We start from the raw sequence: 23,155 nt of genomic DNA, 5'->3' as shown, positions 1-23,155 counted from the left end.
GATGAACAACTCCATGATTGGTGCAATGGTATCTATGGCCAGTGTGCAGCAGCGTTTGGATTTAATTGCCGATAATATTGCCAATGTCAATACAGTTGGTTATAAGAGTAAACAGGGTTCATTTGAAGATGTATTGGCCAATGTGAAACAACAGCCTTCAACGTATCTCCAAAATGGACGGGCCATGCCGCTCGGTTATAATTTGGGCTACGGAGTTAAAACGGCCGCAATCATGAAAAATATGGAGCAAGGTCCGCTCAAGGAGACGGGACTTCCTACTGATCTGGCGATCCAGGGTAATGCCATGTTTGAAGTTCAGGGAAATGGGCAAAAAGCTTGGACCCGTGATGGTAGCTTTCATTTTATTCCTGATCCGAGTGATAGTGCGACGATGATGTTGACCACTGCTGAAGGCTACTCCGTGCTAGATAACAATGATGTTCCTGTGACTGCTCCAGCGGGTTCCAAGGTGGCTATTAACTCGGATGGCGAATTGCTGATTCGTGCTAATGGAACTGGGATTCCGACAGTTGGTCAGAGAATCAAGCTAATGGATGTACAGCGTCCAGAAGGACTGGAACAGCGGGATGATAACCTGTTCGTGTTGTTGAATGGTGTAACAGAGGCAAATGTATTCGGAGCTGCAGGTGTGGCAGGTGCTGTTCCAGCGGACGTATCTGTGCGTTCCGGTTATCTCGAGGAATCTAATGTGGATTTAGCGGGCGAAATGACGGATATGATGCAAGTTCAGCGGATGTATCAAATGGCGGCACGGGCATTAACTTCTAGCGATACGATGATGAACATGGCCAACAATCTGAGGGCTTAAGGATTTGGTGATGAAAGAAGAACAATCTGATTCCCGTCCGGTGCCTGTAAAGACGAAGTCCCGCTGGCGTACTGCTCGTTATTTCATAGTTCCGTTGCTGCTCCTGTTATCGCTGTTAGGCGGCTTAATTGCAGGATATGTAATTGTAGGTAAGCAAGGGTTGTCAGGCGTATTTGAATGGAGAACCTGGCAGCATGTCATTGATCTTATTTTTGCGCCTTAAGTTTACTTTAAAAGAGTGGGGTGGCGGGAAAAGTCCGCTCCGCTGCTACCCGCCATTAGTGCCACTCTTATTAAAATAAACCCCCCGCCATTGTGTGGGGAGTATAGCATAACAAAACCCTGTGCCAGTGGCGCAGGGTTTTGTTATGCTTTTAAGGGAGAGGCCTCCAGCGTAGCGCGTGTGGAACGTAGCCAATGAAGCCATCGCAGGGGGCTTCGATTTTATTTCGTCCTTCACGGCAAGCGAGCATTATCGAAGCGAGGCTTTCCTTTTGAGCCAAAAGTAACTCGGCGGAGGGGTTTATTTGAATCTGGAGAAGCGATAGCGTTCGCCTTTGCCCCTAAATTTTAACCTTGCAGGTTTTATAAAATGAGAAAATTTAGGGACAACAGCGATCGGAAGATCAAATAAATCGTGCAGCCCCTCCTCCTTTGCTCAATTGAATCTCCGCTTCACCCCATAATAGGAGCACCCAATATGGTACTTCCGCGTAATTTTCTTTTTGCATCTGATAACTGTATAATGATGGGGAAGTTTATAACACTGCGGGGTAAAACCAAGCACGGGCAAAAGGGCTTCTTCGCGCCTCGGGTTGCATAACCGGCGGAAAAAGCCCCTTATCTCAACCTCCACTTCTGCAGTAGGTGAAGGATATCTAACATTGTTGCCGCCAAGAGCTGTTTTTATACAGCGTAGGCGGGGTAATATTATGCTTGCAGTAACTCATGATTGATACAGAGTCAGACCTGCAAGCGGGAGGAGTTATTAAGGTAAATGGACAAATTGCAATTGGATGTTAATCAAATTCAGGAGATTATCCCACATCGAGCGCCATTTTTATTGGTGGATCGTATTATTGAGCTGGAGGAAGGGAAAAGAGCAGTAGGTATTAAAAATGTAACGATGAATGAGCCTCATTTCATTGGACATTTTCCGGGGTATCCCGTTATGCCTGGTGTGTTGATTACCGAAGCACTGGCTCAAGTTGGGGCAGTGGCATTACTGCACCTAGAGAGCAATCGTGGCAAAATCGGGTTCTTGGCAGGATTGGATGGTTTCCGTTTCCGAGGACAGGTGGTTCCTGGTGATACGTTAACGCTTGAAGTGGAAATCACTCGTTCCAAAGGCGCATTTGGCAAAGGGAAAGCTACGGCTAAAGTAGGCGATACGGTAGTAGCTGAGGGCGAAATTATGTTTGCTCTATCTGACCCTCCCCAATAAATAAAGCTCTGCCGACATAAGCACGAGGTCTGAACCGAGTGCAAGTGTACATAGAAATCCTGTTTTGATAAACCAAAAATGGAGAGGGGAAATTCCGTATGACGCAGTTGAGTAAAAAAGCATTAGAAGGCGTTGAGAGCTGGCTGCAAGACCCTTATATTGATGAAGAAACCAAACAGGAGTTGCGCGCATTGGAAGGCAACGAGCAGGAACTGGAGGATCGCTTTTACAAAGAGCTGGAATTTGGCACAGGCGGTCTGCGTGGAGTGATCGGAGCAGGGAGTAACCGGATGAACCGTTACGTCATTGGACGTGCGACTCAAGGGCTGGCTCGCTATATTTTAGAACAGCATGCTGGTAAAGAAGGCAAACCTTCGGTTGTCATTGCGCATGATTCGCGTCATTTTTCACCAGAGTTTGCACTGGATGCAGCTTTGGTGCTGGCGGGCAATGGTATCGTGGCTAAATTGTTCCCTTCCTTGCGTCCAACGCCACAGCTTTCGTTTAGTGTACGTCATTTGGGAGCCAGTGGAGGGATCGTTGTAACAGCCAGTCACAATCCTCCTGAGTATAATGGATACAAGGTATACAACGATGAAGGGGGTCAGCTTGTTCCTGATCAGGCTGAACAGGTAATTAGTTATATCCGTGAGGTTCCTTCTTTTGCTGACATTCGCAGTCTGACACGTGAGGAAGCAGAGGCACAGGGATTGTTGGTTTGGCTTCGAGAAGAGGAAGATGAAGCGTTTGTAGATACGGTAGCCAGTGTGAGTGTGAACCGTGAGCTGATTGCAGCCGGACCAGGCAAAAATTTCAAAGTTGTGTTTACGCCTCTCCATGGCACTGGAAATGTACCGGTTCGTCGCGTACTGGAGAAAATCGGTTTTGAACAGGTGCATATTGTGCCTGAGCAAGAGCTGCCAGATGCTGAATTTTCGACTGTTAAGTCGCCAAACCCAGAAGAACGCGATGCGTTTAAACTGGCAATTGCGCTGGGTGAGAAAATTGGTGCAGATCTGTTGATCGGAACAGACCCTGATGCTGACCGTATGGGTGCAGTTGTGAAAAACCGTGATGGCGAATATGTAGTATTGTCCGGTAATCAGTCTGGTGCGATCATGGTTTACTACTTGTTGAATCAGCTGAAAGAAACAGGCAAGCTTCCGAATAATGGGGCTGTTATCAAAACCATCGTAACCAGCGAAATGGGTGCAGTCATTGCTGAACATTTTGGAGCAACCGTGTTTAACACGCTAACTGGCTTCAAGTATATTGGCGAGAAAATGAACCAGTTTGACCGAACTGGCGAGTACACCTACTTGTTTGGCTATGAAGAGAGCTATGGTTATTTGGCAGGTAATTATGCTCGCGATAAGGATGCTGTCTTGGCGGCTATGCTGATCGCTGAAGCTGCTGCTTATTACAGCACACAAGGTAAGACGCTCTATGATGTTTTACAAGAGCTGTACGAGCAGTTTGGCTACTTCCTTGAGAAGCTGGAGTCTCGTACTCTTAAGGGTAAGGATGGAGTGGCACAGATTCAGGGCAAAATGACCGATTGGCGTAGCAACGCGCCTCAAGAGATTGCAGGCGTGAAGGTAGATAAGGTACTGGACTACTCACAAGGTCTGGACGGTCTTCCACAGGAAAATGTACTCAAATTCTTACTGGAGGACGGTTCGTGGTTTTGCCTGCGCCCTTCGGGAACAGAGCCGAAAATCAAAGTATACTTTGCGGTACGCGGTTCCTCGCTATCAGACGCGGAGCAAAGAATCAGCCACCTGGTCGATGCTGTTATGTCTCGCGTAGACGCTTGAGAAAAATCCCTTTATAATAGAATAGGTTAAGGTAATTGGATAAGATATAGTAATCGGTGACCTCTCACGGCAAAGGGCAGTACGCCGTGGAGGTCATTTCTGTATTGCAGAATAACCTGGAAGAGGCTTTGGGGAAAATAGGCTTATTCCGGCAGCGGAGGATTTTGCAAAATTCAATGAGTGACCTACCAAAAGGCTGAGTACGACAAGGTGGGCAGCATTGAATTTTGCAAAATCCCGAATATTAAGGAGGTTCTTTGGTGTATCAGAAATGGCAGTGTTGGAATACGGCTTCTCGAAAATGGTTATGGATTTTGGTGGCTGTCGGCTTGCTGGCTTCCATTCCAGTCATCGCCGATCGTGTGAAGACAGAATCCTCGAGTAAAAAAGTAGAGATTGTATTCGATTATCGGGATTTGACGGAGGCAGCCTCGTATCAGGCTCATCCGCAGGACTATCTGAATGAGCAGCTTGACCGCTTACAGCAGGCGGGTGTGAACAGCATGGCGATGTATGAAAGTACGTTGGATGATTTTCGTAAAGCGGGCCGTGTCGTAACCTATACGACTCAGAACGTTGCCGATATGGAAAAACGGCTTTCACCTGCAAATGAGAATTTTACGTATATTGTTTTTGCTGACAAAGAAAATGCGGAGGCATTAAAGCCGTTAATTTTACGTACGTTTACAAGCCTGGACATCAATGTAAAACCTTGGACTTATCAGGGACAGGAAGGGTTAGTTGTGGAAACATCTCCAGAGGATGCGTACCTCAAGCCCATGCAGCCTGACCCGATTGCGATGAAGCAGCTTCGGAGCAAAGGATTTTTTATTGTTCCACGGATGAGCGACAGTCTTCCTTATAACCAGGAGTTGACAGAAGAGATGCTTGCTTCTTTTCAGCAGAATGGTGTAAAACGCATTTTGTTTGAAGGTGATTCAGTCAAAGGCTTCACCGATAACGAGAAAGAGCATAGCTTAGCGGCATTTGCTAAATTGCTGAACAAATACGATATTGGCCTAGCTGCTATCGAAAACTTAAAAAAACCGCAAGCAGGCTTCAATAAGCTCGCTTACGATATCCACTATAACGTTGTGCGTTTATACTCATTGAGCGATAAAGATGCAACGCTCGATGTGGAAACGTTGGCCGATCGTTTTGCTCTGGCTACCAAGGATCGTAATATTCGCATGTTGTATCTGAATACCGCGCCTAGCCGTAGTATTGCTGAAGCCAAGGTGAAGGATTCGGTAGATAACCTGATCCACAGCTTGGATAAGCCGGGTAACGCTGTACAACGGATGGAGAAAAAGGGGTTTGAACTCGGACAGGCTGAACCATTCCAAGTAGTCGATTCGTCCATTCAGCGCTATCTGAAAATGATTGTCGTACTAGGTGCACTGGCATTCTTCTCCATTATGGTGTCCTATTTCGTCCCGGCATTGACTTTGCTGGCATTTGCACTCGGTTTGGTAGGTTCAGCAGGACTTTATGTTTTGAACTCCAGCTTGATGGAGCAAGGTCTAGCCCTACTCGCGGCGATTAGCGGACCAACGGTTGCAATGATCATTGCTGTGCACACGATTAGAATTAAACGTGAACAGGGATCTGAACTTTCTGCAGGTCAGCGTTTGGTTCAAACGCTTATACTGTACGTACGGACAGCGATTTTGTCGCTGGCTGCAGTACCATTTGTTATTGCTCTGTTGAATAGTATTGCTTACAGCCTTGTGCTGAACCAATTCAGAGGTGTAAGCTTGCTTCACATTCTGCCGATCTTCTTGGCAGCGATATATATTTTCTTTTATCGTGGCGTTTCTATACGAGAGGAAATTTCCAAGCTGCTACGTACGCCGATTACTGTATTGTGGGTGATCGCATTGGCTGTTATCGCAGCCGCAGGTTATTACTATTTGACTCGTACTGGAAATGCGGGCACAGTGTCGAACACGGAGCTGGCATTCCGGAACTTCCTTGAAAATGCGTTTGGTGTACGTCCACGCAATAAGGAATTTTTGATGGCTCACCCACTGTTTATTGCAGGAGCGTTCTTGAGTTTGAAATATCGCAAAGCAATCTATTTGCTGATTATAGCTGCTATTGGTCAAGCCTCTATGGTGGATACCTTTGCTCACATTCACTCTCCAGCGGCACTGTCGCTTAGTCGCGGGCTGTTAGGATTGGGCTTCGGTCTGGTGCTGGGAATCATCGCAATTGTCGTGTGGCAAGTGCTGGAAGGGTGTTGGAAGAAATGGTCACCACAGCTCAAACGATAATCATCTCGGGTTATTACGGCTTTCACAATAGTGGGGATGAGGCGGTGCTCAAGTCGATTTTGACAGCTTTAGAGGAGGAGAGCCGTCAGGCGGGTATCACGGTCAAGCCTGTTGTTCTATCTTCTGACCCTGCTTGGACACAGAAAATGTACGGAGTAGAAGCTGTACCGCGGATGAGTTTGGGGGAAGTTCGTAGAGCGATTAAAAACAGCGATGGGCTAATAAGTGGCGGCGGGAGTCTGCTCCAGGATGCAACAAGCCCTAAAAGTATTCCGTATTATCTGGCGATTCTGAAACTGGCCCAATGGGCTGGAAAGCCGACTTTTGTATATGCTCAGGGCATTGGTCCGGTACAACGGAAGATATTTTATCCTATGATCCGTTCTGTGTTTCAGCGCTGTGAATATGTTTCTGTAAGAGATGAGCAGTCTGCCGCACTACTGGATACTATGAAACTAAAGAACCCGGTTGTCGAAGTTGTTCCTGATCCGGTAATGGGGCTTCCATTGCCCCGAGGTTCCGAGCTGCATAAAGCAGCAACTGAGACTGATCAGGATCAACCTCCGATCGTTGGCGTATCTGTACGTTACTGGGATAAGGAACGCCGCGATTTGAAGGCTATCGCGGAGGGCTTAAAAAAATTAGCTGCTGAGCGCCGTGTACACTTACGCTTTTTACCTTTCCATCTGCCTGATGACGAGCAGGCTTCAAGGATGGTAATGGATTTGTTGGGGGATATTAGGAGGACGAGAAGCATTGTAAGCATGTGTGATCAAGTCACCGATCCTCAACAGATGCTTTTGGAAGTCAGTCGTTGCAGTTTGATGATCGGGATGCGATTACACAGCTTGATCTATGCAGCATCCCATCAGGTGCCTCCGTTGGGGATATCCTATGATCCTAAAATTGATCATTTCCTCAGCCGTGTCGGTAGCCAGCCTGTAGGCACTACAGAGGCACTGGATGGACAAAAACTGGCTAATGAGTCTATGCGGTTGCTGGATCAGCGAAGTCAATGGATCGAGAGCCAGGGAGCGGCCATTGCTTTGTTAAAAAGTGAGGCTCGCTTACCGGCGCAGCATATCGTTAATTACTTGTGTCGCAAAGGATGATGGATACAGTGACAGTTGATAAGGTTACGAATGTGCCTACCGTCCCGATTTTCGGTGTTCCGGTATCAAGGCTTAATATGAAAGATACATTAAATGTATTAATTCAAGCAGTGGAGTCTCGCCGGCCCCATCAAGTGATCACTGCCAATCCGATAATGGTAATGGCAGCATTGGAAGATCCAGTGTACATGAACGTTATGAAACAGGCGGAGCTGATTGTCCCGGATGGGACCGGCGTAGTGTGGGCTGCAAACTATGTAGGACATCCTGTACCTGAGCGTGTAGCGGGCTTTGACTTGTTACATGAATTACTTGCAGCTGGCGAAAACTATCATTGGAAGGTTTATTTACTGGGATCAACATCTGAGGTGATTCAAGCGACCGCAAAGCGGGTACATGAGCTTTATCCCGCAATTACGGTTTGTGGCAAGCGTGATGGTTTTTTTGGACCAAAAGAGGATGAAGCCGTAATTGCAGCTATTCGTGAAGCAAATCCTGATTTATTGTTTGTAGCACGTGGAGCGGACACACAGGAACCCTGGATTGGTAAATATAAGGAAAAGTTGGGTATACCGGTGATGATGGGGGTTGGCGGCAGCTTCGATGTTATATCAGGCAGAACCAAACGCGCACCTAAATTGTTTCAAAAGCTACGGGCTGAATGGTTATATAGACTCCTCAAAGAGCCAAGCCGTTACAAAAGAATGCTTGCGCTGCCGAAATTCGCCGCGAAAGTGATGCGCGAAAAAGAAAACGTCACAAAAGTGTGATAAATAGCTTGAATCTGCCTCCAAAACCCGCTAATTTGCCAGAATATGAAGCTTGGTATTTATTTTTGATCAGAGTATAATTCAATGCGGTTACATCTGAAAAGGGATTGCTTTAAAATTGGGGGTCGAATGATCAAATGTTATTGATCTATATTATTGGGTTCATCATGGCACTGGGACTTGCGCTGTTACTGACACCGCTCGTCAAGAAATTCGCTGTGAAGGTTGGAGCCGTCGATGTACCGAATGCCCGAAAAGTACATACCCGAATTATGCCGCGTCTTGGCGGACTGGGGATTTTCTTGGCATTTCTGTTGTCCTTATTGGCGGTGTTACCTTTTGTGCCTGACGGAATGCTGTCCTCTCGGGATATTAACTTTATCGCAGCCTTTCTGATTGGCGGTACGCTGATTACACTGATTGGTGCTCTCGATGATCGTTTCGATCTCAATGCAAAATTGAAATTTTTGGCTCAAATTGCCGTTGCGTGTATGGTCGTGTTTGCTTTTGATATTCGTGTAGATTTTGTAAATGTACCTTTTCAGGATGCATACTCATCTTTGGAAAGCTGGATTTCCATTCCACTTACGATTTTTTGGATCGTAGGTGTAACGAATGCCATCAATTTGATTGACGGTCTGGATGGACTGGCTGCAGGTGTCTCAGGCATTGCGATTGGAACTATTTTTGTGATGTCGATATTGATGGGTAATTACATGGTAGCTATGCTTTGTCTTGTGCTGCTGGGCAGTATTATCGGATTCTTATTTTTTAACTTTCATCCTGCAAAAATATTTATGGGTGATACAGGGTCATTATTTTTAGGTTTCTGTCTGGCCATGCTATCCATGCTTGGTTTCAAGCAAATTGCTATCGTATCTTTTATTACGCCATTGATTATTATCGGTGTACCATTGTCAGATACATTCTTTGCTATCATTCGTCGCAAGTTGCAGAAAAAACCGATTTTCTCTCCCGATAAAGGTCATTTGCATCACTGCTTACGCGAACTAGGTTTCAGTCACAGACAGACGGTGTTGATTATCTACGGTATTGCTGCATTTTTCGGTGTATTGGCCGTGATTCAGTCGTCTGCTGCGCTTAATGAAGCGAACTGGGTCACCTTTGTCGTGATTTGTATTATGATGTTCTTCCTACAGATCGGTGCAGAGGTTATTGGTCTTGTTGGCAAAACCAAACGCCCAGTTATTAACACACTGATTCGGTTGTTGGCTAAGCCAGATTCCCAAACGCGTTCAAAATTATAATTTTAATTTAAAAGTAAGCCTTCAAGCTTGGCGGAATACCGCGGGTTTGAAGGCTTTTTTGATGTTTGCTGTAAAAAAACTCCCTCCTTTTTTGAGAATTTACTAATTTTTTGTATGTTTACTACCGATAAAAAAAGTATTGAATGATTACGTACCCCAAGGTGCGACAGAATCAAAGGAGGACAATGATTTGAAACGATTGCTATCCATGTTGCTGACGGTTGGTCTCATCATTGGCTTGGTGCCGGCGGCCCTGGTAGGTACGGCTCATGCTGCGACAGGAACTTATTTCATTTTTCCAAATGAGAAGTATGATGCGGATTCGGCCAGATCGGTGAACACCGACCGTATTACAGTTAACGGTACGATTAACGGAGTGAACGGAAGCACGATATCATATAGTGTATTCCAGCTCTCTAAAAATGGAACGACCCTTAATGTGGTGAATAAAAATGAGAGTCAAAAAGGCGGAATTACGGTCAGTGGCTCTACACTTCAAATTACAGACATCAAGCTGTTTCCTGGCTTGAACCGAATTACATTCCAAAGTAGCCAAAACTCGGCTGAGATGAAGGATTCTATTTACGTAGAGTACCAGGATGGACCCAAGGTTTATGATCTGTCTGCTACGCTGAATGGTGAAACAGAGCAATTGGTAGAGAACCAGACAGCTGTGTTAACAGACGCTCGCAATAGCGGTACGGATGATGTTAAAGTAGTCATTCAAGGTACGGCGCCTAATGCCGACAGTGTAACGCTTACGTCTGCAAAAAGCAGTAATACGTATAATGTATCCTCTTACACTGGCTATAAACTAACAGGTAGTGTTGTACTCAGTCCAGGTAAAAATATAGTGAATATTAAAGTGAATAACGGAACTCAGGCTCTTACAGTTACACGTGAAATTACGATTTATACGGGAAAACCGGAATTCTCTGATTTGACCTTGAACAAGGATGGGAATGTTTCTGCCGATCTGACCACCTCGCCTGACTTTACCGTATCGTCTACAAGTGGTGTGGTTTTAAAAGGTAATGTTTTGGTGCCAGGCGGTCCAACCGATCCAGGAGTTGCCACAATCAATGCGCGTTTTACCGATGTGAGTAACAATGGTAGCGCTGTGGGTAGTGCGACTGGAGTTGATGCCACAATTGATACTGCAAATGTGGTTACATCAAATGGTTATAAAGTATATCCATTTCAGGTGACTGTACCTTCAGAAGCTGTTATTGATCATTTGACCAGGGCATCTCTGGGGATAACCTATACGGATAGCAGTACACCTCCAGCTCCATCGGCTGTCCAATTTACATTGCGCAGCAGCACTCAGCCGTATATTGATGATATTAACTATCTTCCTGATTTTAATAATCAATTGTTGAGCAGAATTAAGGGAAGCGGGTCTGATCAAGCAGCTGCCATAGATGAAGCTCTGAAATTAACTGGAAGCTCTATGAAGAACAAGACTACAGATGCTCCATCTGTTCCTGTTGGTATGGAGTTCATCGTTGTTAACGGTGCACCTTCTTCAATTAGTGAACTTTCTGGTGTGTCAGTTCATACTGTAGGATCACCTCAAGATGTGATTCGGACAATCAATGGTAAGTCAACACAAGTGAAGAAAATCGTTGCTTATGTAGACACTTTGCCTAAAGAAGGACAAAACGTACTGAATTTTTACCTGAATGGCGACTCGACCAAATTAATTAAAGCAACGGTGAATCTGTTGCAGGGTCCGTTCATGAAATACGATACGATTTATGATGGGCAACAAATTCCGTTAAATACATCCAGCTCAAACTTGAATACCTATAAATTGACTCAACTGGGCTACTTTAAAGGTAAATTGCTTGATGTGAGCAACGCAGCGGATATTCATTACACTGGAAGTAACCGAAATGTATTCCTGTATGTTAATAATGTATTGGTTGATCTGGATGGTTCAGGAGCGGACTTCAAGCTTGCTGCTTCCTCAGAGACAGCCGCAGCCAATGCCTTGGCGAACGGGAATAATGAAATCAAGTTTGTGTACAAGCCAGGTATTGAGTACAGCAATACGGTAAAAGTAAACTTTACACAGACGAATATTCCAGTAATTCCTGTTCCAAATACACAAGGAATCATCCCTTTTACACCAGTTAGCGGCTTGAGCAATACACCGAAGTATAGCGAAATTGCTCCGAAATCAAAAGATGCTAATTTCACCAAAGTGGATGATACTAACTACAATACATCTCTGAAAAATATCAATGTATTTGGTACTTTCAGTATTGCCGATTTGGGTAAAGCAGATCAGGTAAATGGTTCGTTAAGTGATATTGCCAATAAAGATCAATATATTTTGGAGATTAAGGGATCGGATGACAGTGAATTCAACTGGACGTTGAGTAACGAGTTTTTCTCAGCAGAAGATGCTAAGACAACATACAATTCCGGTTCTACTACAGATAAATTTACTAATAAAGATTTAAAAGACCTGCTTGTGTACTACCATCCGGACAAAAAGTATTTCAGCTTTGTGTTGAAAAACCAAACTCTTTCGCAAGATGGAACACCAGTAGCTTATAACATTACCTTGTACAACAGTGGCAAGAGCGGGCCGTTTGCTACTTTCCGACTGCAAGTATCCGGTCAATCCACATCTTTTGATATCTTGCGTCCGCTTCCTGAAAAACGGATCGTGAATCAAAACTTTGTGCAAGTTGTTGTAAACGCAGGTAACGCAGATAGTGTTATGGTAGGTAAGGAAAAAGCGGTTCAAGAAGGATTTGATTCTGACTATGATGGTACTGTTGATTACCCATCAACTTACAAAGCCATCGTTACAGGTCTAAAAGCTAACAAAGATAATAAAATTGATGTAGTGGTTACAGTAGGCAAGGAAAAACTAAAACAAACCATTACTGTTAAATATGTGCCTACAAATATTCCTGGCGAGCAGTACATGGAAGCGATGAAAACATCGCACAAAGTGTTCGATGGTAATCTTACACTTGCTTTTGCAAAGGGAACGAGTCTAATTCGCCGGGATTACGATCAACCACAGCAATTCAAAAACCAGGTTTTCTCTGGGCATACTTTGTATTTTGCGATAGCAAATAGCGAAGATGGTGTGGTAGACCGTCATGAATTTGAAACTGAAAAAGCATTGTCCGATATGCGGAGCTTGATTGCAGACGGAAGTAGATACTTCAACCGGGATTTCCCAAGTCGTTTTACCAAGTCCAGTCCAGTATTCTGGATTGACCCAGGTACCGCAGATGATATCAAAACGGATGCTTACGATCCAGTGACATATGGTGCTGATCCTTATCAATTGGCTAACAAGTCGCAAAATGACAGCAGCAAGATCAAAAACTTCTACTGGCGTGACCCATCTAACGAGTTAGTACCTTCCAAGCGTGCTACATTGACGCTGACGTATGATAGTAGTATTGCTCAAGATGCAGGGAAACAAATGTCGGTGTTCTATTTTGATTCTGATCTTAAAGACTGGCAGAACATTGGTGGTGTGGTGGATCCGAAAAAACACACCATTAAAGTACCGTTTGATCGTTTCGGTTACTATGTAGTTGCTAAAGTTGGAGAAACGTATAGTGATGTCATTAAGCACAAATACGCCAGAGATTACATCGAAGCTATTTTGGCTAAAGGTGTCATGAACCCAATGGATCCAATTAATAGCTTTGGACCTGACAGCTACATTAAAAGAGGCGAATTTACGTCTATGATCGTCAAAGGTCTGCAAATTCCGCTTAATTTCAGCGGAGCGAAGCATTTTGACGACGTGTCTATTCCAAATACGATATCAGCAGATGCGCTCTATGATTATCGTTATATTGAAACAGCTGCACGCGCTGGTATTGTCAAAGGTTCGCAACCAAGAATCTTTATGCCGGAAGATGTAATCACACGCCAAGATGCAGCAGTCATTATCGCTAAGGCATTGAATTTGAAGCTTGAAACAGATCATGACAAGATCATGAAGAATCTGTCTAAGACCTTTAAAGATGCGGACAAAATTGATTACTATGCACAGGCATCTGTGTTGGCTATTGCCAAGAAAGGCTTTATTACGGGTTCACCTGTTGATGCAAGCGATCTGAAAAAAGGATATATGTTTAATCCTACTTCTCTGACCTTGCGTGGAGATGCAGCCATTATTGTAGCTAAAGTTATGGCTGATAAAAAGCTGCTTCCTAAAATCTAATTAACAAAACACCTGAAATTATTAAACATCCCTCCATGCGAAATGGAAATTCCCTTTCATATACATGAGAGGGATGTTTTTTATAAATCAGCTATTTGACTGGAATTAAGGGCCTATGCCATAATATCAATGAGGTAAGAACTTTGGATTAGCCTTACAACGTTTTTTATTTTGGATTTAGCTTAAACGTCTGTAATTAATTTCTTTTTTTTAAGCTTTTATCTCAAAATGTGTTTATTATTTTTTTATATGTTTTTTTTGCGCATTTATCTGAAACTTTACGCTTATTTCATCGTAGTAGTGGATGTGTGTGCTTAAATATTACATAGAGAAGTGAGTGGGGAGTGATGAGATGTCTCAGTTTTCAATACGCCGTCCTGTAACAGTATTTATGTTAATTATTGCTTTGTTAATCGGGGGCGGTATTTTTGCGTTAAGACTTCCTGTAGAGCAAATGCCGGATATGAAGTTGCCATTCGCTGCAGTGGTGACTAGTATTCCAAATGCAACGCCTACAGAAGTTGAGGAATTGGTTACTAAACCTATTGAGAAAAGTCTGGCTTCTATTGAGAACGTGGATAAAGTCATGTCCGAGTCTTCAGAAGGAACATCTATGGTCATGATTCAATTTAACTGGGGAGTAGATATCAATCAAGCAACCCTCGACATGCGAGATAAAGTTGATGGGGTTAAAGGGTCTCTTCCCAAGGCGGCTAATTCGCCGCGTGTCCTTAAGGTGGATCTCAACGCAACGCCGGTTATTACGCTCTCTCTTACAGGAGACCAGGATATTAACAAGTTGAAGCCTATTGCTGAAGATATTATTGAGCCGCGGCTTGAAAGAATTGCGGGAGTAGCTGCAGCCAACATGTCAGGTGGGCAGGCTCGGCTTGTGAAGATTACCGTAGATCAAGCCAAACTTCAAAGCTATGGCATTACGTTAGATCAAATCAGCCAAGCGCTATCGTCTAATAACGTAGCGGGTTCTGCTGGTTCGGTGTACCGAGGCAATACAGAAATCCAACTTCGGGTTCAAGGTGAATACAAAGCTGTTTCAGAAATGGGTGAAACGCCAATTCCAGTAGGGAAGGGAAGCATTAAGCTAAAGGACATCGCGAAAGTTGAAGATTCCTTGGATGATGTTACAACCATTTCTACCTATAACGGAAAGCCAAGTATCAATATTTCTGTTACTAAAGCTACAGGAGGGAATACCCTTTCAATCGCCGATTCTGTAAAGGATAGTTTAGATTCGATACGGAAGGAATTGCCTCCGGGAACTCAATTGGAGATGGTAACAGATGCATCCAAACCCATTAGCGACTCCGTACACTCATTAGTAGAGCATGCTATATTGGGAGTTATTATCGCAGCTATTGTGTTGCTGTTATTTTTGAATAGTATACGTTCTACTATTATTGCTACTATTGTTATTCCAATTTCCTTCGTAGCTACGTTTATGATGATGTATTTCACCGGACAAACCATTAATATTATTTCACTGAGCGGTTTGCTTCTGGGGTTAGGATCCTTTGTCGATTTTGCGGTTGTTATTATTGAGAATATTTTTAGACAGCGACATGAAGGGAAAAGCATGCTACAAGGGGCTATTGATGGCTCCAAGCAGGTGGGTAATGCCGTTATGGCATCTGCACTTGCGCAGATCGTAGTATTTTTACCAGTTGTTTTTGTTGACGGAATTGCGGGAGTTCTATTTAAACCGTTGGCGTTAACAGTTATTTTCTCTCACATTGCAGCCTTGCTTGTATCCCTTATGATTGTGCCGATGCTGGGCTCACGTTGGCTACCTACCGTGCCAGATGAATCCATTTATTCTTCAGGTACTTATAAGGGTGTTAACCCTATTGTGTGGTTTAATATTGGCTTCGAGAAATTTAAGAGTGGGTATCGCCGTATACTGAAGTGGGGAATTAACCATAGAAAATCTGTGTTAATTATTACTTTATTAATGTTTGTGGCAGCTGGGGCTCTAGTTCCTTTCGTTAAGGCTGAATTTATCCCAGCATCCGATACTGGGGAATTCACAATTAACGTGAAACTTCCTAATGGAACGGTCTTGGAAGAAACGGAAAAGGTTGTTCAAGATATAGAAAAAGAAATTTTGAAAGTTCCGGATCTAGATAAAATGACAGTGACTGTTGGTTCTGGTGGCAATTCTGGTTATTCAGGGGCAGCTCCAACTAATTCGGCGGATCTAAGCGTAACGCTGAAGGATGGACATCAGCCAACAGATGGTGTAGTTGAGGGCCTTCGTAAGAAATTTGATAGCATTCCGGATGCAGAGATTACAATGGCGTCTACAACAGGCCTTTCAAGCGGAGCGGCTGTTAATATTAACTTAAAAGGTGACGATATTGACGTCCTGAGAGAACTTTCAGACAATCTCGTTGCGGACGTAAAAAACATACCGGGTACGGTCAATGTGAAAAGTACCTTGAGTGCTGTTCGCGAAGAATATGAGATTACCGTTAATCGGGAGCTTGCGAGTCGATATGGCTTATCAGCAACTCAAATTTTATCAGCAGTGAATACTTCTTTTAATGGATCAGTCGCCACAAGCTATCGTACAGGTGAAGATCAGATTGATGTGAAGATATCGTTGCCAGAGCAAAACCGCCATGATTTGTCAAATCTTAAATCCTTACGGATTACCACTTCGCAAGGTATTGATGTACCTTTGTCTTCCGTAGTAAGTATTGATAAACGGACTGTACCCGATACTGTTACTCGTGAAGACCAAACGCGTCAAGTGCAGATTACAGCTGATATTGATGGAACAGGGGATATTCTTACTATTAATCAAAAAATAGATGCTCTTTTGAAGAGTACTCACTTCCCAGAAGGCTACAGTGCAGACACGGGTGGTGGACAAAATGAACAAATGCTGGAGTCTTTCATGAACTTGGCGATAGCTATTTTGCTATCTGTCGTGCTCATTTATATGGTTATGGCAGGACAGTTCGAATCGTTGCTCACACCGTTTGTTATTATGTTTTCCGTTCCACCTACGGTAATTGGTGTGCTTATCGGTTTAGCTGTAACCGGGGCGAGTCTCAGCGTTTCAGCTTTGACGGGTTACATCATGCTCGTCGGTTTGGTCGTCAACAATGCCATAGTTATGATTGACTTTATAATTCAGCTCCGAAAAGACGGCCAAGATCGGGATGAAGCTATTATTCATGGAGCGTCTGAGCGGTTGCGTCCGATTTTGATGACCACGCTGGCTACTGTACTAGCTTTGATCCCAATGGCATTCGCTACAGGAGAGGGTAACGAAACACAAGCACCGATGGCAGTTGTTGTTGTATTCGGGTTATCCTTCGCAGCTGTTATTACATTGATTCTTATTCCGGTAGTCTACGTCATCATGGATAATATGATACAAAAACGTAAGAATCGGAAATTAAAAAGACAAGCGAAGAGAGAATTAAAAAAAGAAGCGAAACTACAAAAAAGTGTTCATATATAAGGTGAGGTGGAGAAACATAATGAATAAAAAAAGTGCTCTGATTGCTACAACTTTGCTTTTATCAGTTGCATTAGCGGGTTGCGGTGGGGGAGAGGCCCCTGCCGCATCGACTACGGCGCAACAAGCCATTCCAGTTCAAGTAGCAAAAGTGGCTAAAGGTAGTATTAACGATTCAACAGGTATTATTGGAAGCTTTGCTCCCAAAGAGACAGCTCAGGTGTCTCCGAAAATTAGTGGTAAAATTCAAAGTATTAACCTTACAGTGGGCCAAAAAGTAAATAAAGGCGACACATTGTTTACTATAGACCAAAAGGACTTGCAAGACTCGATTAAGCAATCCCAGGAGTCTTACCAGGTTGCCCTGGCCAATTTAAAACAAGCAGAGTCAGGTGCAGCGCAATCGGTACAGCAGGCAGAATCCAGCGTGGATCAAGCCAAAAGTGCGCTTGTCCAGCAAGACAACACCATCACCCAAGCTCAGACCAGTCTGGTCGATGCTCAGAGTTCCGTGCGTGATGCTCAAAATACGCTCAACCGCAACCAACAGTTGTTTAGTGCGGGTGCTCTATCTCAATCTGAGTTAGAGCAGTCTCAAATAGCGCATAGAAGGGCTTTAACTGCAGTGGAGAATGCACAGATCACACTTCACAATGCACAGACGTCCAAGCAAAGTGCGCAAACAACATATAGCAATGCTCAAAAATCATTACGTCTTGCCCAACAGAAAACAGGCATTGACGTAGCTCGTGCTTCTGTCAATCAAGCTAAGTCCAGTTTAGACACAGCACGTAGCCAACTGGTGGATACTGTGGTCAAAGCTCCGATTTCCGGTACGATATCGGTAGTAACAGGAACCCAGGGGCAAATGGTTAGTGCACAATCCGCGGTTGCTACAATAGCAAATACCAATCCTATTATTGCTAAAGTTAACGTTTCTGAATCTGAGCTTCTCAAGATGCAGGTGGGTTCATCTGTGACTGTAGGCGTGGACTCGTTAAATAAGCGAATTGAGGCCAAAGTATCGGCTGTCAATCCGGTAATGGATAATGATCTGAAGGCATACCCTGTTGAGGTATCAGTTCCTAATGGTTCTGGCGAATTAAAATCAGGGATGGTTGTAACTGTATACATGAAATCAGAAGCTCCTAAAAACATTTTGGTATCGCAGGATGCCATTACGGAGCAGGCAGGGAAAAAGTATGCTTATGTAGTGGAAGGAACAGTGGCTAAGCGGGTAGAGGTGCAGACAGGCCAGGAAAGTGCCAAACAGGTTGAGGTAACCAAGGGGCTTGCTGAAGGACAAAATGTTGTCGTTAAGGGCGTTAGTCTGCTTACGGATGGCGCGAAGATTAATGTAGTGAAGTAATTTGTCGCGGCTATATTTACGGTAAATCACTGTTACTCCGTCATTTCTACTACCTAAAGTGTATTAGAGTATTAGATTTCAAGGGAATCTGTAGACTTTATGTACTTTATATATTCTATGGATAATTCTTAACGAATATACTCCATTAAAGGCCGATTTCATGTACGAAAATAACCCTTGTACATTTAAGGTTGATAAGGTAAAAGTTGTAGGATGACGGAGGAACAGGTTCAATAGTATAATTATGACTGTGGAAAGCGGAATACATAATTCAAAAAAAATAATTTTTTTTTGAAACAGACGCAACTTTTTGAACCCATGCTACGTCTAATTGGGTGAGTATGAAACAAAGGGGTACAAAAGCGTAAAGACAAAATTCGCTAAAAAAAATCTTTACTGCATTGTTATCACATTGTATAATACTGGAGTACGTCATAAATGGACGCTTTCTTTCAACTAGATTCCAAGCTTCTGTGATATTGTCACAGATATCATTTTATAAGGGTTCTCATAAAGCTCGGAAAGGAGGTGTAACGACTGATGAGTGACAAGATCCGACAAAAAGACAAAAATAATATTTCTGGTTATATTCAAGGAGGAGAAAAAAAGGTTATGACAAAGTTTAATAAAAAAATGATTAACGTGCTGGCAACAGCAACATTGGTTGCTGGTGTAGCAGCTCCAATCGCAGCATTGACTGCACCAACTGCAATCCATGCAGCTTCTAGCTTATCAAACCTGAATAGCCCTAGTATTGGTTCTAGTGCAAAAACGAATGTTGAATTGGGTAGAGCAAAAGTTAGCATTAGCCAAGCTTCCATCAGACCTGGTGCATCGTTTACAGTAACATTGCCAAAAGGTTTTGAATTTTCTGGCGCTGGAAACGGTGTTAGTCGCGTAAGAACTGCTACTGACGCTACTTATGGTTTGGGTGTATATCTTGATGCAAAAGATAACGACGACGCTGAAAACCTTGAATCTACTGGATATAAAGATGCAGATGCAATTGTAGTTACTAAACTGACTAACAAGTCTGCAAAAGTTGAATTGAATTTCAGCAACTCTGCTGATGCTGCTGATCTTTATCTGAACTTTGGTAAAATCAATGTTACTGGACCTAGCAATGGACCTATCAAAGTTGCTATTGATGCTGCTTCCGCAAGCGGTTTGACTAGTGGCGAAGTAGTGATTGGTAACGTGGTTTCTTCTGGTCAAATTTCTTTGAGCGCAGCTGATACTGTTTCCAGTGAAGAAAACTTTACTGCAACTTTGAAAGTTAAAGAAGAAACAGCTGGTTCATTGGGTAACAACAACATTAAGTTGAAATTGCCTAGCGGTTTCAAATGGGATTCTGCTCCTAAATCCGCAGCTACTATTCTGTTTGGTACTGATATCAAACCTGAAAACGTAAAATATTCCACTGACGGCGATACTTTGACTTTGTCCTTGGATAAAGTAAGTGGTGAGCAAACATCTTTCCAATTGCCTGTAGGATTCTATGTTGATGATGAAAACAGTGCTAAAGAAGGCGATGTTACTGTTAGTATCTCTGGTAATGCAACAACTGATGTTAGCTCCCTCGTAGTAGGTAGCTACGGTCAAATCGGTGGTGGCGTTTCTGTTGCTACTCCATCAACAATCCTTGCTGGTCATGACGAGCAAAAAATTGGTGATGTTACAATTAAAGAAACTGTTGCTGGCTCTTTCGTAAAAGGACGTACTGTAACTTTGCGTTTGCCTGAAGGTGCTCGTTGGCAGTCGACTTTTGAAAGCAATAACCCAGGAAGTAACTTCTCTGGTTCTATGGAAAACACTAACGGTTTGGGTGGAGCAGAAGTTTCCTACACTGACTCTGACAAACGTACTTTGAAATTGACTTTCAATAGCGCAAACAGCACAACTGACGCTGGTACTTTGAAACTGAAGAACGTTGAAGTTGCAACGCAACCAGGTTTCTCCGGCGATCTGAACGTTGATGTTGCTGGTAGCCAAGGTCTGAGCGGTACTGTTAAGGTTGCTACTGTGAAACAAGCAGTTACTCTGGCTGCTGCTTCCAAACCAACCCTGACAATCGGTCTGGGCGATCAACAAGTTGGCGATATCACAATCACTGAAGCTGCTAAAGAAGCTTTCGTTAAGAAAGACGGTAGCCGTGAAGTAATCTTGGAATTGCCAACAGGCGTACGTTTTGCTTCTACTCCAGAAGTAAAAGTTACAGCTGGTGACGTTAAAGTGAAGAGCGTATCTACTGATACTTACGGCGAAAGCAACAAAGGCCGTCTGAGCTTCTACATCGACAGCGAATCTGCTACTCCAAGTACAATCACAATCTCGGCTCCTAAGCTGACTGTTGACCGTACTGTAGCTCAAGGCGACATCGTTGCTAAGCTGAAAGGTAGCGCAGTTTCTTACACTGCATACAAAGGCGCAACTGACAACACTCAAAACTGGAAAGACAACAACACTGCAGCTGCTGAAGTAGCAATCGCAACTGTTGGAACTCCAGCTCCAGGTGCTACTAAAACTAAAGCTGTCTTCACACTGGGAAGCACTTCCTACACTGTGAACGGCGAAAGTAAAACTTCTGATGTAGCTGCTTATGCTGAAAACGGACGCACTTACTTGCCAGTACGTTATGCAGCTGAAGCTTTGGGTGTATCCCCACAAAACATCCTGTTTGACAAAGCAACTTCCACAGTTACCCTGATTAAAGGTGACCGCGTTGCTCAAATCAAACTGAACACAAACCTGTTGACTATTAACGGTTCTGTGGTTCGTATGGACGTTAAAGCTGTAACTAACAAAAACCGTACTGTACTGCCTATCTTCTGGGTGAGCAGAGCGTTGGATGCATCCATTAACTACGATGCAACTGCTAAAACAGTAACTGTTGAAAACAACAACTAATTTAAGAGCAACTCTTTTGAGTTAACTGAATTAGATGAGAAGAGGGTTCCTTTTGGAGCCCTTTTCTTTTATTAGTCTTATTGACAAAGGAGAGAAATTATGAAACGTTTTGGAGTGGCAGTACTGTCCACACTGGTTCTTTCTTCTGCGTTCGCCAGTCTTGCAGGAGCTCAACCAGGTGATATAAAGGTTATTATTAACGGCGTAACTCAGCAATATACCCAGTCCCCGGTTGTTAGTCAAAATACAACCTTGGTGCCTCTGCGTGGAGTTTTCGAAAGCTTGGGTGCGAAAGTCGATTGGGACAGCAAAGCTAAAAAAGTGACAGCATCTAAAAATGACGATACGTTAACTTTAAATGTTGGTTCTAAACTTGCTTATAAAAATAGTAATCCTGTACAGCTTGATGCAGCTACTCAAATTCAAAAGGGTCAAGTACTCGTTCCTTTACGTTTTGTGAGCCAATCATTAGGCGCCAAAGTAAATTGGGAACAGGCTACACGAACAGTGACCATTTCCAATCAAGCTAATAGCAGTACTACTGACGACCAAACCAATAGTTTGTCCAGTAAGCCTCTCGCAACTCCTGTGACCCAAGTTACTTATGATACCTACTATAATGACTCTTTGACCTATAATGATGCAGTTAAACTGGCTGTAGCTGATAGTACTTCAGTTAAAACTGCAGCAACGAATATCGATCAAGCCGGAAAAATCATGAAAGAAGCTGGCAAGGATATTAATTTTGTTCCAGCAGAAGCAGGTGATGAAGCGCAAGACAAAGCTTTTAAAGGTTATGCCCAAACGAACCTTAATTATGAGGCTGCTAAGAAAAACTTGGATATGACCAAAGAGAGTATTGAATATAATGTGAAGGATCTTTATAACAAGCTCCTACAAAAGCAAAATGCCGTTAAGCTGGCTGCTTTGAATATTGAAGATGCAGAGCGCAAGCTTAAAGTTGCACAAATTAAAAGAGATAATCAAATGTCGAGTGATTATGAGGTCACGCAAGCGACTAATCAGTTGACTCAAAATCAAGCTGCTTTAGAGAAGGCAAAAAAAGATTTAGATAGCGCATATGTATCTTTGAACCAAGTGATTGGTTACAAACCAGAGCAACGTTATGAACTGAAGGATAAGCCTGTCTATTCTGAATTTAAAGATAATGTAGAGACAAAAGTAAGCCAAGTACTTACTAGCAGTACTGCTATTTGGTTGAGTGAGCAAAAAGTGGATTTGGCTGAATTGAGCTTGAAGCTTTACAACTTCAATACTCCAGGAAATACCCCTTATGAAGCTGAACAACTTAATGTTGAAAAAGCTCAATATGCTACAGAAGGCACAAAGAGACAACTCGAAGAAGCTGTAAGAACAATTTATAACAATATCAAAGCATTGGAAAGTCAATATTCACAGATTCAAGCTGGCTTAGTGAGTGCTAGAAGTGCGGCTGATATGGCTAAGAAGCAATTTGATGTTGGGTTGGCTACAGAGCTTCAGGTTTATGAAGCTAATTTGAAAGTAACTACTGCTGAGCAACAGGCGGAAGATATAGTTTCAAGTATTGATACTTTGAAGGTGGCTTTCAATAAGCCTTGGGCTATGCAAGGTTCCACTGGAGCAAGCGCGCAATAATTAAAACTTAACTATACTTGCTATAACC

At 43.3% G+C, this 23,155-nt stretch carries 13 protein-coding genes; all 13 read left to right on the top strand.

The features are described from left to right. The first annotated feature begins 1 nt into the window (after position 1). Positions 2–829, top strand: a complete 828-nt coding sequence (locus MKX46_RS13000) for a flagellar hook-basal body protein (protein WP_069010008.1) — start codon at positions 2–4, stop codon at positions 827–829. Between the two features lie 10 nt (positions 830–839). After that, positions 840–1,052, top strand: coding sequence for a DNA-directed RNA polymerase subunit beta (locus MKX46_RS12995; protein ID WP_069010007.1), 213 nt, complete (start codon positions 840–842; stop codon positions 1,050–1,052). Positions 1,053–1,826: 774 nt separating this feature from the next. Further along, entirely contained in the window at positions 1,827–2,273 is a 447-nt protein-coding gene (gene fabZ, locus MKX46_RS12990; protein ID WP_013312312.1) for a 3-hydroxyacyl-ACP dehydratase FabZ, read from the top strand. Between the two features lie 98 nt (positions 2,274–2,371). Next, complete coding sequence (locus MKX46_RS12985; RefSeq protein WP_341071302.1) at positions 2,372–4,090, top strand: phospho-sugar mutase; 1,719 nt, start codon at positions 2,372–2,374, stop codon at positions 4,088–4,090. A 260-nt stretch (positions 4,091–4,350) separates the two neighbouring features. Further along, positions 4,351–6,366, top strand: a complete 2,016-nt coding sequence (locus tag MKX46_RS12980) for a DUF5693 family protein (protein ID WP_341071301.1) — start codon at positions 4,351–4,353, stop codon at positions 6,364–6,366. Then, positions 6,342–7,478: a polysaccharide pyruvyl transferase CsaB gene (gene csaB / locus MKX46_RS12975; RefSeq protein WP_341071300.1), complete on the top strand. Its 1,137-nt coding sequence runs from the start codon at positions 6,342–6,344 to the stop codon at positions 7,476–7,478. The genes MKX46_RS12980 and csaB overlap by 25 nt, the downstream gene beginning before the upstream one ends. 8 nt (positions 7,479–7,486) lie before the next feature. Continuing rightward, positions 7,487–8,248, top strand: coding sequence for a WecB/TagA/CpsF family glycosyltransferase (locus MKX46_RS12970; protein ID WP_341071299.1), 762 nt, complete (start codon positions 7,487–7,489; stop codon positions 8,246–8,248). Between the two features lie 137 nt (positions 8,249–8,385). After that, positions 8,386–9,516, top strand: a complete 1,131-nt coding sequence (locus MKX46_RS12965; RefSeq protein ID WP_029514606.1) for a glycosyltransferase family 4 protein — start codon at positions 8,386–8,388, stop codon at positions 9,514–9,516. Positions 9,517–9,706: 190 nt separating this feature from the next. After that, positions 9,707–13,726 (top strand): S-layer homology domain-containing protein, encoded by a 4,020-nt coding sequence (locus MKX46_RS12960; RefSeq protein ID WP_341071297.1) that lies wholly within the window; start codon positions 9,707–9,709, stop codon positions 13,724–13,726. A gap of 352 nt (positions 13,727–14,078) precedes the next feature. Next, positions 14,079–17,216 carry an efflux RND transporter permease subunit gene (locus MKX46_RS12955; protein WP_341071296.1) on the top strand — a complete coding sequence of 1,046 codons (3,138 nt, stop codon included), beginning with the start codon at positions 14,079–14,081 and terminating at the stop codon, positions 17,214–17,216. Between the two features lie 19 nt (positions 17,217–17,235). After that, a complete protein-coding gene (locus MKX46_RS12950) occupies positions 17,236–18,582 on the top strand; it encodes an efflux RND transporter periplasmic adaptor subunit (protein ID WP_341071295.1) in 1,347 nt (448 codons plus the stop codon). Positions 18,583–19,122: 540 nt separating this feature from the next. Continuing rightward, the gene (locus tag MKX46_RS12945; protein ID WP_340933431.1) at positions 19,123–21,489 is read left to right on the top strand and encodes a copper amine oxidase N-terminal domain-containing protein; all 2,367 of its coding nucleotides are present in this window, start codon (positions 19,123–19,125) and stop codon (positions 21,487–21,489) included. Positions 21,490–21,588: 99 nt separating this feature from the next. After that, complete coding sequence (locus MKX46_RS12940) at positions 21,589–23,127, top strand: stalk domain-containing protein (RefSeq protein WP_340933429.1); 1,539 nt, start codon at positions 21,589–21,591, stop codon at positions 23,125–23,127. Positions 23,128–23,155 lie beyond the last annotated feature (28 nt).

This window comes from Paenibacillus sp. FSL P4-0113 (assembly GCF_038009305.1).
GTDB lineage: Bacteria > Bacillota > Bacilli > Paenibacillales > Paenibacillaceae > Paenibacillus > Paenibacillus polymyxa_D.
The sequence above is the reverse complement of the archived record's forward strand: the minus strand, read 5'-3'. Positions and strand labels throughout refer to the sequence as shown.